This is a genomic window from Bacillus cereus (genome assembly GCF_002564555.1).
Taxonomy (GTDB): domain Bacteria; phylum Bacillota; class Bacilli; order Bacillales; family Bacillaceae_G; genus Bacillus_A; species Bacillus_A cereus_K.
In genome coordinates this window covers 73,268-87,685 of sequence record NZ_NUVD01000095.1, presented here as the reverse complement: position 1 = coordinate 87,685, position 14,418 = coordinate 73,268, and the positions used below count along the sequence as shown (strand labels likewise).

Genomic DNA, 14,418 nt, shown 5'->3' with positions numbered 1-14,418 from the left:
GAATGAAAAGGGAATCCTTAAGAGTGGCAATACAACTTTAGAAAAGAGGGATTCTGATGCCATTTTTAGGAAGTGTATATCAAATATTTGGATTATATCCAGAAATTTATTACGGGATGATTTCAGCTGAAATAGCAGAGCAACAAAGATTGGAACAGGCGGAAAACGAAGAAAAAGAAACTGAAGCGTGACTGTATAGGAAGTTTCAAAATACGAATGATAACACTCTATTTGCTCTTTGAACGTATAAGAGCAAATAGAGTGTTTTTTCTTATTTAATAATACCACTTTCTAAAGTTTTGATAGTAGGTGTTACTTTCACACTAGCTTTTGAAAAAGCACTAGGCCAATCATCTTCAACCTTTTTCCACTCTTTATAGTGAAATGCTCTCGTATAATCACTAAATCCGAATGGATCAAGTTGCTGTTTTTGAATTTTGTGGATTAATCCGTTTAAATCTTTGTTTAGTTGTTTTGTAATAAGTGGAGTTAGTTTCACTTTATATGGGTTATTATGGATAATTGCATGCAGACATATGCATAGCTTAAATTTTATATTGTATATTTTAAAATTAAACGCTATAATTATAGTGTTAAAGATGGAATCGTGATATGACCTGTTATGAATCTATCGTTTTATTTATGAATAAATGGATTGGTATTTTAGCAAGATGTGCTAATAAACTACTCCACCATGATGATAGCGTACCCAAAATGTGGTGCGTATATTTTCGTGGTGGAGTTTTTTTTATTCTCAAAAAGGGGGAAAGACCATGAATGACAACATGGTTCATATTACAATTGACGGAAAAAAGTATACAGCGGAGCCCGGATCAACGATATTGGGTGTTATTAATGAAAACGGGATTGAACATCCGCAAATTTGTTACGTGCCAGAAGTAGATCCTATTCAAACATGTGACACTTGTATTGTAGAAGTTGACGGAAAGTTAATGCGTTCTTGTTCGGCAGTAGTGACGGAAGGTATGAACATTGAACGTACTTCTGTTCGTGCGAAAGAAGCACAAACAGAGGCGATGGATCGATTATTAGAAAATCATTTATTATACTGTACGGTATGTGACAACAATAATGGGAACTGTAAATTGCATAATACTGCAGAATTAATGGAGATTGAGCATCAAAAATATCCTTACGAGCCAAAAGTTGATGTAAGTGAGGTTGATATGACTCATCCGTTTTATCGCTATGACCCTAATCAATGTATCGCATGTGGTCAATGTGTAGAGGTGTGTCAAAACTTACAAGTAAATGAAACGATATCTATCGATTGGGAAGCTGAACGTCCTCGTGTTATTTGGGACGATGGAGTAGATATAAATGATTCTTCATGCGTAAGTTGCGGGCAATGTGTAACAATTTGTCCTTGTAATGCTTTAATGGAGAAATCGATGCTCGGTGAAGCAGGATTTATGACGGGATTAAAGCCAGATATTCTTGAACCGATGGTCGATCTTATTAAAGAAGTAGAACCAGGATATAGCGGTATTTTCGCAATATCCGAAGTAGAAGCGTCCATGCGCGAGACTCGTACGAAGAAGACGAAAACAGTATGTACATTTTGCGGTGTTGGCTGTTCATTTGAAGTGTGGACGAAGGGGCGTAAAATCCTTAAAGTACAGCCATCTTCAGATGCGCCAGTTAACGCAATTTCTACTTGTGTAAAAGGAAAATTCGGTTGGGATTTCGTAAATTCTAAAGAACGAATTACGAAACCTTTAATTCGTAAAAATGGAACGTTTGTTGAATCAACTTGGGAAGAAGCATTAAATGTAGTGGCGAATAAATTAGGCTCTATAAAAGAAGAGTACGGTAAAGGGTCTATCGGTTTTATTTCTTCTTCTAAAATTACGAATGAAGACAATTATGTCATTCAAAAATTAGCTCGACAAGTGTTTGAAACGAATAACATTGATAACTGCTCACGCTATTGTCAATCGCCAGCAACGGACGGATTATTCCGTACAATTGGTATGGGCGGTGATGCAGGAACGATTAAAGATATTGCACAATCTGGTCTTGTTATTATTGTAGGATGTAATCCGACAGAAGGTCACCCTGTTTTAGCTACGCGTATTAAACGTGCGCATAAGTTGCACGGACAAAAGCTAATTGTAGCTGATCTTCGTAAAACAGAAATGGCAGAGCGTTCTGATATCTTTATTAGCCCAAAACAAGGAACAGACCAAGTTTGGTTAATGGCTGTGACGAAATATATGATTGAGCAAGGTTGGCATGATCAACAATTTATTAATGAGAATGTAAACTTCTTTGAAGATTTCAAAGAGAGTCTTACAGAATATACACTTGAATATGCAGAAGAAGTGACAGGCATTTCAAAAGAAACACTTATTCAAATGGCTGAAATGATTCGTGATGCAGATGGTACATGTATTCTTTGGGGTATGGGTGTAACGCAAAATACAGGTGGATCTGATACTTCCGCTGCGATTTCAAACTTACTTCTTGCAACAGGGAATTATCGTCGTCCAGGTGCTGGTGCATATCCACTTCGAGGCCATAATAACGTACAAGGTGCTTGTGATATGGGGACCTTACCAGGATGGCTTCCAGGATATCAGCACGTTACGAACGAGATGGAACGTGCGAAATTTGAAATGGCTTACGGAGTGAAAATTGGTAGTGAACCAGGTCTTAATAATATTGAAATGCTTCGCGCAATTGACGAAGGGAAAATGAAGGCTATGTATCTTGTCGGAGAGGATATGGCTCTTGTAGACTCTAATGCGAACCATGTACATGAAGTGTTATCAAGTCTTGATTTCTTCGTTGTGCAAGATGTCTTCCTTTCTAAAACTGCTCAATATGCCGATGTTGTATTACCAGCAGCACCATCTCTTGAGAAAGAAGGTACTTTCACAAATACAGAGCGCCGTGTGCAAAGACTATATCAAGTTCTTCCTACACTTGGAGATGCGAAGCCAGACTGGTGGATCGTGCAGGAGGTTGCGAATAAATTAGGTGCAAATTGGAATTATAGCCATCCAAGTGAAATCTTTGCTGAAATGGCAAGTTTATCACCACTATTCTCACAAGCAAATTATGAAGTGCTGGAAGGTTGGAATAGTTTCCATTGGGGAAGTTTTGATGGAACGAATACACCACTACTTTTCCAAGATGGATTTAACTTCCCAGATAAAAAAGCTCGTTTTGCGATTGCTGACTGGGTACGTCCAGCTGAATTCCCAGCTGAGTTCGACCTTCACATTAACAACGGTCGTATGCTTGAGCATTTCCATGAAGGGAATATGACAAATAAATCAACAGGTATTCAAACGAAAGTACCTGGCGTTTTCGTTGAAGTTTCTCCAGAACTTGCAAAAGAACGTGGAGTGAAAACAGGTTCATTAGTACGCCTTGTTTCTCCTTTTGGAGCATTAAAATTACGTGCACTTGTAACAGACCGTGTAAAAGCGAACGAGTTATATTTACCAATGAACTCTACAGATAATGAATCGGCAATTAATTTCTTAACAGGTCCTGCAGTTGACATACGTACGAGTACACCTGCTTATAAACAAACGAAAGTGCGTATGGAAGTGTTAGAAGTTGATGGCGAAAATCCGATGCCAAAAGCGAACCCACGAAATAAAAAGCGTCATCCTCAAGCTGGTATTGAGGTTAATCGTAAGTGGGCCCGTCCGGGGTATGTGCATTTAACGGATAAGTAGAGAGGAGAAAAGAATATGGCTGCACCTATTAAAACGATCCAAAAACAAGAACGAACTGAAGAAGAAATAAAACAGCAAAAGTTAGATGATTTAAAAGAACTTCTAGCTAATAATGAGGAAGCTCTAAATCAAATGTTTAATATAGTAGGGGAATTGAATGATATTGGTATGCTAGAAGCAGCAAATTCTATGCTGAAAGCGAAAGAACCGATCGCAAAGATTGTCCTCGGTCAAGTAACTCGTGAACCCGTTACAAATTTAATTAATAATATGATGGGTGCTGCAGGTGCTTTAACAGAACTTGACCCAGAACTTACGAAAAAACTTATAGCTAGTTTATTAGTAGGACTGGAAGAAGGTAATGAACATCTAGAAAGTAATAAAAAAGTGGGGATATTCGATCTTATGAAAGTATTAAAAGATCCAGATATTAATCGGGCTATTGGGTTTGGTCTTCATTTCTTAAAAGGTATGGGTAAAGGATTAAAAGACGAATAAGCTTCAAAAAGTGAACCTTTTCGTCCAAATGTTTATGCAAAATAGTTTGGATGAAAGGGTCCTTTTGGTAAAATATATATGAAAGTAAAATGAGTGTTTTTGGGGGTAGGATTGTATGACAAAAAAAGTACATGAATTTAACGATATGATACGAAAACTTCGAAAGGAACTTTTCGGAAAAGGACCAGAACGAATTCATACTGTATTTGCTGAAAATATGGCTATTGCAACTCTTTATGGAAATTTAACACCTACTGAAAAATTTATTTCAAGTACTATGGATGGTGCGGAAATGGTTCATATGGCTAGAACGAAAATGATCCAAGAAGTATATGCTGCAAATCCAGGTGAACATTTGGAGGAACTTGTTGGAGCGAAATTAGTGAATCTATTTTCAGATATGAAAGTAGAAGAAGATATCGCAGTTTCTGTGTTTGTTTTTGATAAAAATATAACGTGAGGGAAGGGTACTGATCGTGAAACCGATACAGGTAGAAAGAGAAGTTTTCCGTTATGAACAAGGGGCATTTAAGCATATAGAGGACAGCATTGTAACAGAGTTTCCAGTCACGATTAAAATGAACGGACAGGAGTTTGTTACAATGGTTAGTACTCCAGAATATATAGAAGACATGGTAATAGGCTTTCTAGCATCTGAAGGAATCATTCGGAAGTATGAAGATATTGATGACATATGGGTACAGGAGAAAGAAGGGTTTGTACATGTAACGACGACAAAAGTAAACCCATATTATGAACAAATGCAAAACAAACGTTATATTACCTCGTGTTGTGGTATGAGTAGACAAGGATTTGTTTTCGCAAATGATGCACTAAGCGCAAAGAAAATGAATGGTATCCATGTACAGGTTGCTGCCGGGGATTGTTTTCGGTTAATGAATGAAATGCAGGAATCTGCGGATACGTTTCGTCATACGGGCGGGGTTCATAATGCATCTTTGTGCGATGTGAATGGTATTATTTTAAGTCGAATGGATATCGGTAGACATAATGCGCTAGATAAAATTTACGGTTATTGTTTAAAAAATAATATTTCGATAAAAGATAAAATCATTGTTTTCAGTGGTCGTATTTCTTCGGAAATATTATTGAAAGTTGCAAAGATTGGTTGTGAAATTATCTTGTCAAAATCAGCACCAACCGAGTTAGCCTTACAGTTAGCTGAGGAATTAGGTATTACTACAATAGGGTTTATTCGTAATCAGTCATTAAATGTATATACGCATCCAGAGCGAGTTTTAAATATAAAATAAGTAGAAGTGAGGCAATAAAGATGAAATCAGTTACATTAGACAAATTGCACCGTCCGTTAAAGGATTTACGTATTTCAGTTACTGATCGTTGTAATTTCCGGTGCCGATATTGTATGCCAGAAGAAATATTTGGTCCTGATTATTCGTTTTTGTCTAATGATAAAATTTTATCTTTTGATGAGATTGAAAGGATAACACGTATTTTCGTTTCTTTAGGTGTGAGAAAGTTACGAATTACAGGCGGAGAACCGTTGCTTAGAAGAGGTCTCACGCAGCTTATTGAGCGGCTTCATAAAATAGACGGTGTGGAGGATATCGGTTTAACAACAAATGGATCGTTACTTAAAAAATTTGCGCCTGATTTATATAAAGCGGGGTTATCACGTGTGACAGTTAGTTTAGATTCCTTAGAAGAAGAGCGCTTTTTCTATTTAAATGGGAATAGAAGCAAAGTACAAAAAGTTCTTGAAGGCATACAGGCTGCGGCTGAAGTTGGTATGAAAATTAAAATAAATATGGTTGTTCAAAAAGGGAAAAATGAACAAGACATTTTGCAAATGGCGCAATACTTTAAAGAAAATAAACATATTCTCCGTTTTATTGAGTATATGGACGTTGGAAACTATAACGGTTGGGAGTTAAAAGAGGTCGTCTCTAAACAAGAAATAGTAGATACGATTCATAAAGTTATGCCGTTAGAACGTGTAGAAGCACATTATCCTGGTGAAGTGGCCACTAGGTACCGTTATAAAGGTAGTGATGAGGAAATAGGTATCATTTCATCAGTAACCGACGCTTTCTGCTCATCATGTACGCGAGCTCGCATTTCTGCGGAAGGAAAATTGTATACTTGTTTGTTCGCATCCAAAGGAAATGACTTGAGAGAATTACTTCGATCTGGAGACACTGACGAGGAGATAACAGATGTCGTACGCGATATATGGAATAACCGAGAAGATCGATATTCAGAGGAACGCTTAAGTAATGATAATAAAAAAAGAGTGCCTAAAATTGAAATGTCACATATCGGTGGTTAATGTATAAAGCTAACATAATAGTGAAAAATGGAGAGTGTACAAGAATTGTAGATTTTCTATTTTATAGTAAAAGTGATGATTGATGTCTCTGTAAAAGATGTGCAGAGAAATTAAGCAGCATTCAAAAACCTTTATTTTGAGGAGGTTTTTTGAAGCTGCTTTTTTATTTGGAGAAAATGGAGGAATTGGTAATGGCATTTCATAAACCGGAACAAATTGCTGAACTCGTAATTGAGGACGGTGTTCAAAAAGTAAGTCAGACGCTGCCAGCAATGCTTATTCTCGGTTTTTTAGGAGGAGCGTTTATTTCATTAGGATTTTTACTTAACATTCGAGTCTTAGGTAACTTACCTGATCGCTGGGGGAGTTTAGTGAATGTTTTAGGAGGAGCAGTGTTTCCTATTGGTCTTATGCTCGTAGTATTAGCAGGAGGAGAATTAATTACAGGAAATATGATGTCACTGTCAATGGCGCTTTATGCAAAGAAAATTACATTGATAAGTGTACTAAATAACTGGGTTTGGATTACTTTTATGAATTTTGTGGGAGCTATTTTCGTTGCGTATTGTTTTGGTCATCTTGGCGGATTAACAGAAGGAGATTATTTAAATGAAACAGTAGCAATAGCGGAAGGAAAACTGCATGAATCATTTGGGAGAACTTTAATTTTAGCGATCGGTTGTAATTGGCTCGTTTGCCTTGCACTTTGGCTTGCTTACGGGACGAGTGATTTGGTCGGAAAGATAGTCGGAATATGGATTCCAATTATGGCATTTGTAGTGATTGGATTTCAACAAGTAGTAGCAAATATGTTTGTCATCTCAGCAGTTATTTTTGCGGGTCATCTAACGTGGATGGATCTTGCTAAGAACTTTGTTCCTGTTTTTATTGGGAATGTGATTGGAGGAGCTGGATTTGTAGGATTTGCTTACTTTGCTTGTTATCAAAAACAAGTATCTAAAGTGAAATAGATTTCTTGAAAGGAAGGGTATGCAATGGAGGAGCGGTATTCCCGGCAACAGTTGTTCAAACCGATTGGGAATAAAGGACAAGAAAAAATTCGGAATAAACATGTGTTAATTGTAGGCGCGGGTGCATTAGGAAGTGCAAGTGCAGAAAGTTTCGTACGTGCAGGTATTGGGCAGTTGACGATTATTGATCGTGATTACGTAGAATGGAGTAATTTACAAAGGCAACAACTTTACGCTGAAGAAGATGCGAAAGGGAAAATTCCGAAAGCAATAGCTGCTAAAAATCGATTGGAACAAATTAATTCGGAAGTGAAAATACATGCTTTCGTAATGGATGCATGTGCAGTAAATTTGGAAGGTTTATTAGAAAATGTCGATGTAATCATTGATGCAACAGATAATTTTGATATCCGATTTGTCATAAATGATTTATCACAAAAACATAATATTCCGTGGGTGTATGGCTCTTGCGTTGGATCATACGGTATGAGTTATACGATTATTCCGCAAAAAACCCCGTGTTTACATTGTGTACTGAAGAATGTTCCTGTTACAGGTGTGACGTGTGACACGGCTGGGATTATTAGTCCAGCTGTTCAAATCGTTGCGGCATATCAAGTGGCAGAAGCACTCAAAATTTTAGTAGAAGATTTCTCAGCAATTAGAAAAACATTTTTCATGTTTGATATATGGAGTAATCAAAATCATTTTATAAAACTAGGGAAAATAAAAACAGACGCTTGTCCTTCGTGCGGTTTGAATCGAACTTATCCTTATTTATCATACGAAAACCAAACGAAGGTAGCTGTTTTGTGCGGAAGAAATACCGTTCAAATTAGATCGGTAGAAAATAGACAGTACAATTTTGATGATATTGAAAAAGTATTAAAAAAACTTGGGGAAGTAAATCGGAATCCGTATTTACTATCTTGCCAACTAGATAATTACCGCGTAGTTATTTTTCAAGATGGTCGTGTTTTTATTCATGGTACAAATGATATTCCGAAAGCGAAACAACTATATTATCGCGTATTCGGTTAATAGAAAGGGTTGTCGATAATGGAAAGAAGAGTGCCAATTTCGGTAGAAGAAGCTGTTCGTAATGTGATGGGATTTGCTAACAAGGGCTTAAAGGAGCTATTACCTCTTGAATTAGCTTACGGACGTATATTAGCGGAAGATTTAGTAGCTGACCATGATGTACCTTCATTCAATCGTTCACCGTATGACGGTTTTGCTATTAGAGCAGAAGATACTATATTAGCAAGCTATGAAAGTCCAACTACATTTGAAGTAGTTGGAGAAATTGGAGCAGGCTCGATATTTCATGAAGAATTCGGGCCGTTTCAAGCGGTTCGAATTATGACAGGAGCACAAATTCCGAAAGGATGTGATGCGATTGTCATGTTAGAACTGACTCGTCAATATGAGAATGCTGGAAACAGATATATGGAAGTAAAACGACCGTTCAAAACGGGTGATAATATTTCTTTTCAAGGTGAAGATGCCCAGAAAGGAACAGTCCTTGCAAAGAAAGGATCATACATTAATCCAGGTATTTCAGCTCTTCTAGCCACATTCGGTTATAGCGAGGTACCAGTTGCGAGAAAGCCTGTAATTGGATTGTTAGCGACTGGTAGTGAATTACTTGATGTACATGAGTCATTAGAGCCTGGGAAAATTCGAAATAGTAATACGTATATGATATTGTCTCAAATTAGAAGAGCGGGCGGAAGAGTAAAATATTTTGGAAAGTTTAGCGATGATTTTGATACATGTTTCACGGCTGTGAAAGAAGCGTTAAGCCAAGTAGATATGTTAATTACAACGGGTGGTGTATCAGTAGGAGATTATGATTATTTACCAGCTATATATGAGAAGTTAGGTGCATACGTTCTTTTCAATAAAGTTGCAATGCGTCCGGGAAGTGTTACGACTGTAGCGCAATTAAATGGCAAACTATTATTTGGCTTATCGGGAAATCCATCTGCTTGCTATGTAGGGTTTGAGTTATTCGTAAGACCGTGTATTCGTACGTATATGTTTAGTGAAAAAGTGCATTTAAAAAGAGAAAGAGCATTATTAGGAGAAGATTTTCTAAAGCCGAATCCATTTACAAGGTTTGTACGAGCAAAACTGACATATAACGAAGGACAATTAACCGCTTATCCGTCAGGGTTTGATAAATCTAGCTCGGTTTCTTCTCTAGCGGAGACAAATATATTTATTGTACTTCCAGGTGGAACGAGAGGTTATCAAAAAGATATGTTCGTAGATGTTCTCTTGTTGGAGGATAACGAAGGTAGTGAATGGCCTTGGTCGTTTTGTAAAGTGAGAGGTGGTTCTAATGGGAAAAGCACTATTTGAGATTGTAGATATACCGATTGTAGTTGAAGACGTTACGAATAAGGTTGCAAGAAGAGAAGCAGGTGCGATTACAACATTTATTGGTACGGTGAGAGAATTAACAAAAGGAAAACGAACGCTACATTTAGAGTATGAAGCATATAAACCGATGGCAGTAAAACAACTTATGAGAATTGGTGAAGAGATTAGTGAAAGATGGCCGGATGCAAAAGTAGCAATTACACACCGTGTAGGGCGGCTAGAAATAATGGATATTGCGGTAGTCATTGCAGTTTCATCACCGCATCGTAAAGTAGCTTATGAAGCGAATGAGTACGCGATTGAACGTATAAAACGAATCGTCCCAATATGGAAAAAAGAATTTTGGGAAGATGGAACGATGTGGATTGGAGATCAACTTGAGAATACGCCTTATCCAGAAGGAAAACCGAAGAAGGAAGAATGAGAAATGATTACAATTTTATTGTTTGCAAATTTGCGTGAGGAAGTCGGATTAGATCGACTAGTAATTTTAGAGAAACAAGAAATGAATGTTGGGCAATTAAAAGATCGGGTGAAAGAAAGTTATCATTTGCAATCTTTGGATACAGTAATGGTTGCGATTAATGAAGAGTTTGTAACGAGTGAAGAGATGATAAAAGATGGAGATATAGTCGCATTAATCCCGCCCGTTAGTGGGGGATAATCAGGAAAACATGAATAGTTTTTCATAGCGATAGTTATTAAGAAACTTAAGGAGTTCAAAACAGATGAGAAAAGTGGTGACTTTCTTTCATCTGTTGAAGCGATAAGAAGCTGTATATAAATTCGAATACGAGAAGGGATGAGTTCTATGCTTACTCAAGAACAGATAATGAACGCTTTAAAACATGTGGAGGATCCGGAGTTACACAAAAGTGTTGTAGAATTAAACATGATTAGAAATATACAAATGAATGGAACAGAGGTTAAACTTGAAGTAGTACTAACAATTCAAGGTTGTCCGTTAAAAGCAAAAATTCAGCAAGATATTGAAGAATCACTTTACGCAATTGGTGCCTCTAAAGTAGATTTAACATTTGGTTCTATGACACAAGAAGAAAGAGCTACACTAACAGAAAAATTAAAGAAAAATAGTAGAACAGAAACAGGTATGCCGAGTATGCTACGCCCGGATTCAGGTGTACATTTTATTACTGTAACGAGCGGAAAAGGTGGAGTCGGAAAATCAACGGTGACAATTAATCTTGCAACTGCTTTAGCACGTATGGGCAAAAAAGTGGGGATATTAGATGCAGATATATATGGTTTTAGTATTCCAGCTATGATGGAAACGAATCAAAAACCAACGATGATTGATCAAACAGCAATTCCAGTCGTTAGTCACGGTGTTAAAATTATGTCGATGGGATTTTTTACGGAAGGGAATAATCCAGTCATGTGGCGCGGACCGATGTTAAATAAATGGATTCAAAATTTCCTTGCGAATACACACTGGAGAGAATTAGATTATTTACTTCTTGATTTACCACCAGGTACAGGAGATGTTGCGATTGATGTTGCAGCGATGATCCCGCAGGCGAAAGAAATAATTGTTACAACTCCGCACAATGTAGCTTCATTCGTTGCTTCAAGAGTAGGGGTAATGGCCAAACATACGAATCATGAAATTTTAGGTATAGTGGAAAATATGGCTTATTATGAAGAACAAGATGGGTCGAAAAATTATCTCTTCGGAAAAGGTGGCGGCGAAATGCTCGCAGAACAATTGCAAACAGAAGTAATTGCCCAAATACCTTTTGCAAAACGTGAAGAAAATAATGGTTCATCTGTATATGATGAAGATTCTCTTGTTGGAGAAGTGTTTACATCGTTAGCAGAGGATATTATTTATAGAGGATAGAGGAGGAAGTTTAGTATGGCGTGTAATATTGATCATTCTATTGAAGATGTAATGAATAAGCTTGAAAGTCAGAAGGGGTTTTTATCTGAGGAGATTTTTACAGAATTAAAGGGATTTTTGCAAGGTAATCATTCACAGAAAATATTAAATGATGTCTTTCATCTTCTAAAAAAGTTTGACTTAGTTAGTGAGGAAGAACGAGAGACAAGAAATGCGCAATTATTGCTGATTATAAGATAAATACTCTTTGGCTTTGTTTTTTACAGAAGGGGTGAATGTGATGGATATGAAAAAGATGATTGAAGCGATAGAAGCAACTAAAGTGACTGACGAAGAATTATCGATTTCTAATTTACATCAAAAGCTTGTGAAGTTGTATAGTCAAAAAGATAGTGCAGAGTATACGGAGCTATTAAAATATATTTTATCATTATCTGTGCAATTAAACTTACATCTCGTATTGAAATATTTTGGTGTGCGCCCGGTTGTTGCTTCCGATGAACGTATGCAATTTCAAGAGATATTTAAATGTCTAGCTAAGAAAGATGATAACGGGGAATGGTTTTTAAATTTGGTTGCTTTATATGTAGGTTTATTTGTATTTCTTCGTTTTGATGAAAAAGAGATTGAGAGAAACTTTTTCAAGGGTATGGCTACAGTAGGTGAAAGAAATGAAAACGAAATATAAATGGATGCTCATAACATCTTTCTTTTTAATAGCTGTAATCGCAATTTTCATTGGTTATGTAAATATGAAGATAACTAATTAAGAAAAAGGAATTAAACTAGTTTGCTAAAAAGTGTTCTTCAGTTGTTTCCATCGTTTTTTCATGTTACCATTAAGCGAATTTTTCATAGGGAGAGAAAGCGATGAAATGGATTTATTTTATTATTATTAATGTTATAGCTTTTAGCCTTATGGGGCTTGATAAACGAAAAGCAAAGAAGAAACAGTGGAGAACGCCAGAAAGTACGTTGTTTTTATCAGCGGCAGCTGGGGGAGCGGTTGGGGCTTGGATTGGTATGTATATGTTTCACCATAAAACTCATAAAAAGAAATTTGTTTTTGGCATACCGTTACTTGTTGTAGTAACGGTATGTTTACTTTTCGCCGTATAAGAAATGTCGAAAGAATTGCAGATTGATTATTGGTAAAGTAAGCATGTGAGACCGTATAATGGAGAAAAATGAAAAGAGGAGAACAAGGAAGATGGGGAGTCAATCAGCACAGCAAAAAAAAGGGATTATATATGCGGCTGGTGCTTATACGATGTGGGGAGTACTACCAATCTATTGGAAATGGGTTGAGGAAGTTCCAGCAGATGAAATATTAGCGCACCGCATCGTTTGGGCGTTCGCTTTTATGTTAATCGTATTAGGTGTTACGAAGAGATTTCGTCAGTTTATGGGAGAGTTCGTGAATCTTTTTAAACGACCTAAATTATTAATGTCATTAACAATTTCTTCAGTTTTGATTAGCGGAAACTGGTTCGTCTACATATGGGCTGTAAATCATAATCATGTCATTGAAGCAAGTCTTGGCTATTATATTAATCCGCTTATTAGTATTTTACTTGGTACAGTCGTTTTAAAGGAAAAGTTAAACTTTTGGCAATATGTTGCAGTTGGCTTAGCTGGAGTAGGGGTTATCATTTTAACGGTACGTTTCGGATCTATTCCATGGGTTTCTTTATCGCTTGCCCTTTCGTTTGGGTTATACGGATTAACGAAAAAATTGTTAAATTATGATGCGACAATAGGACTTACGATGGAAACGATGTTAGTGACGCCGTTTGCGCTCATTTATCTCGTTATGACAGGAGCACATGGTTTTGGTTCATTCGGATCTATTTCAATGTTATCGACGTTACTATTAATAGGAGCAGGCATTGTTACAGCGTTACCACTTTTTTATTTCGCAAAAGGAGCACAACTCATTCCGCTTTATATGGTAGGGTTTTTACAATATATTGCGCCGACGATTAGTTTAATTTTAGGTGTATTCGTATTTGGAGAACATTTCACATCTACTCATATGATTGCGTTTAGCTGTATATGGGTTGCTTTATTTGTATTCTCGGTAGCGAAGACAAAGTTTTTAGTGCAGAAACAACCGAAATTTATAAAAAATAAATCAGCAAAAGTATCATAATGCGTAGTATTTTCTACGCATTTTTCTTTATACTGGTACTATATAGAATTTCCATTATAGCTAGTAGGGAGCTGAGAACATGGAAACAATTGTACATAATGATCCGCTGATGGCTGCTGTGATTTCGTGGTTTATCGCACAGTTAACGAAAGTAGTCTTTAAATTAGTTAAAACGGGTGAATTTGATTTTGCAAAGTTTTTCGCTTCAGGTGGGATGCCAAGTTCTCATGCTTCAACTGTTACAGCACTTGCGACAGGTGTTGGAGTTGTGGAAGGTGTGGAAAGTACCATATTTGCCGTTGCTACAATCTTTGCGATCATTGTTATGTATGACGCTTCAGGGGTAAGACTTGCAGTAAGTAAACAAGCGAAAATATTGAATGAGTTTTTTCACGGTAGACAAACAGAATATAAGAAGTTAAATGAGCTTGTCGGACATACGCCGTATGAAGTAGTAGTCGGTGCTTTATTAGGGGTTATTGTCGGAGTGGGATATTGCTTATGAGCAGAACATAATATGTGTT

Annotated in this window: 17 protein-coding genes and 1 pseudogene; 17 read left to right on the top strand and 1 reads right to left on the bottom strand. The window is 36.8% G+C overall.

Annotated elements, in window-relative coordinates; genetic code table 11:
* Window positions 1-56: 56 nt before the first annotated feature.
* Window positions 57-191 (top strand): hypothetical protein, encoded by a 135-nt coding sequence (locus tag COI75_RS21610; RefSeq protein WP_001116172.1) that lies wholly within the window; start codon window positions 57-59, stop codon window positions 189-191.
* Window positions 192-271: 80 nt separating this feature from the next.
* Here the strand turns inward: COI75_RS21610 and COI75_RS21605 are convergent.
* A pseudogene (locus tag COI75_RS21605) lies at window positions 272-499 on the bottom strand (Ger(x)C family spore germination C-terminal domain-containing protein); the annotation flags it as partial.
* Window positions 500-773: 274 nt separating this feature from the next.
* Here COI75_RS21605 and fdhF point away from each other — a divergent pair.
* From fdhF to COI75_RS21515, 16 genes are all read left to right on the top strand, one after another.
* On the top strand, window positions 774-3,713 hold the full coding sequence (gene fdhF / locus COI75_RS21595) for a formate dehydrogenase subunit alpha (protein WP_000999395.1): 2,940 nt from the start codon (window positions 774-776) through the stop codon (window positions 3,711-3,713).
* Window positions 3,714-3,728: 15 nt separating this feature from the next.
* Window positions 3,729-4,211 (top strand): DUF1641 domain-containing protein, encoded by a 483-nt coding sequence (locus tag COI75_RS21590; protein WP_000729915.1) that lies wholly within the window; start codon window positions 3,729-3,731, stop codon window positions 4,209-4,211.
* A 115-nt stretch (window positions 4,212-4,326) separates the two neighbouring features.
* Entirely contained in the window at window positions 4,327-4,671 is a 345-nt protein-coding gene (locus COI75_RS21585) for a DUF2294 domain-containing protein (protein ID WP_098380824.1), read from the top strand.
* A gap of 16 nt (window positions 4,672-4,687) precedes the next feature.
* Window positions 4,688-5,485 (top strand): formate dehydrogenase accessory sulfurtransferase FdhD, encoded by a 798-nt coding sequence (gene fdhD / locus COI75_RS21580; RefSeq protein ID WP_000802698.1) that lies wholly within the window; start codon window positions 4,688-4,690, stop codon window positions 5,483-5,485.
* Window positions 5,486-5,505: 20 nt separating this feature from the next.
* Complete coding sequence (gene moaA, locus COI75_RS21575; RefSeq protein WP_000844112.1) at window positions 5,506-6,522, top strand: GTP 3',8-cyclase MoaA; 1,017 nt, start codon at window positions 5,506-5,508, stop codon at window positions 6,520-6,522.
* A 191-nt stretch (window positions 6,523-6,713) separates the two neighbouring features.
* The gene (locus tag COI75_RS21565; RefSeq protein WP_000864004.1) at window positions 6,714-7,493 is read left to right on the top strand and encodes a formate/nitrite transporter family protein; all 780 of its coding nucleotides are present in this window, start codon (window positions 6,714-6,716) and stop codon (window positions 7,491-7,493) included.
* 24 nt (window positions 7,494-7,517) lie between these two features.
* Window positions 7,518-8,534 carry a molybdopterin-synthase adenylyltransferase MoeB gene (locus tag COI75_RS21560; protein ID WP_000392753.1) on the top strand — a complete coding sequence of 339 codons (1,017 nt, stop codon included), beginning with the start codon at window positions 7,518-7,520 and terminating at the stop codon, window positions 8,532-8,534.
* Between the two features lie 18 nt (window positions 8,535-8,552).
* Window positions 8,553-9,860, top strand: a complete 1,308-nt coding sequence (locus COI75_RS21555; protein ID WP_098448633.1) for a molybdopterin molybdotransferase MoeA — start codon at window positions 8,553-8,555, stop codon at window positions 9,858-9,860.
* Window positions 9,841-10,305, top strand: coding sequence for a molybdopterin synthase catalytic subunit MoaE (moaE, locus tag COI75_RS21550; RefSeq protein WP_000513565.1), 465 nt, complete (start codon window positions 9,841-9,843; stop codon window positions 10,303-10,305). Before COI75_RS21555 ends, moaE begins: the two co-directional genes overlap by 20 nt.
* Window positions 10,306-10,308: 3 nt before the next feature.
* On the top strand, window positions 10,309-10,545 hold the full coding sequence (gene moaD / locus COI75_RS21545; RefSeq protein ID WP_000628481.1) for a molybdopterin converting factor subunit 1: 237 nt from the start codon (window positions 10,309-10,311) through the stop codon (window positions 10,543-10,545).
* Window positions 10,546-10,692: 147 nt separating this feature from the next.
* Window positions 10,693-11,742 (top strand): P-loop NTPase, encoded by a 1,050-nt coding sequence (locus tag COI75_RS21540; RefSeq protein ID WP_098448632.1) that lies wholly within the window; start codon window positions 10,693-10,695, stop codon window positions 11,740-11,742.
* A gap of 15 nt (window positions 11,743-11,757) precedes the next feature.
* Window positions 11,758-11,982, top strand: coding sequence for a hypothetical protein (locus COI75_RS21535; protein WP_000752370.1), 225 nt, complete (start codon window positions 11,758-11,760; stop codon window positions 11,980-11,982).
* Window positions 11,983-12,022: 40 nt separating this feature from the next.
* On the top strand, window positions 12,023-12,430 hold the full coding sequence (locus tag COI75_RS21530; protein WP_000367282.1) for a hypothetical protein: 408 nt from the start codon (window positions 12,023-12,025) through the stop codon (window positions 12,428-12,430).
* Between the two features lie 182 nt (window positions 12,431-12,612).
* Window positions 12,613-12,861, top strand: coding sequence for a DUF1294 domain-containing protein (locus COI75_RS21525; RefSeq protein WP_000871328.1), 249 nt, complete (start codon window positions 12,613-12,615; stop codon window positions 12,859-12,861).
* Between the two features lie 91 nt (window positions 12,862-12,952).
* Window positions 12,953-13,894, top strand: coding sequence for an EamA family transporter RarD (rarD, locus tag COI75_RS21520; protein ID WP_000535557.1), 942 nt, complete (start codon window positions 12,953-12,955; stop codon window positions 13,892-13,894).
* A gap of 79 nt (window positions 13,895-13,973) precedes the next feature.
* Complete coding sequence (locus tag COI75_RS21515) at window positions 13,974-14,399, top strand: divergent PAP2 family protein (protein WP_000448002.1); 426 nt, start codon at window positions 13,974-13,976, stop codon at window positions 14,397-14,399.
* Window positions 14,400-14,418: the final 19 nt, after the last annotated feature.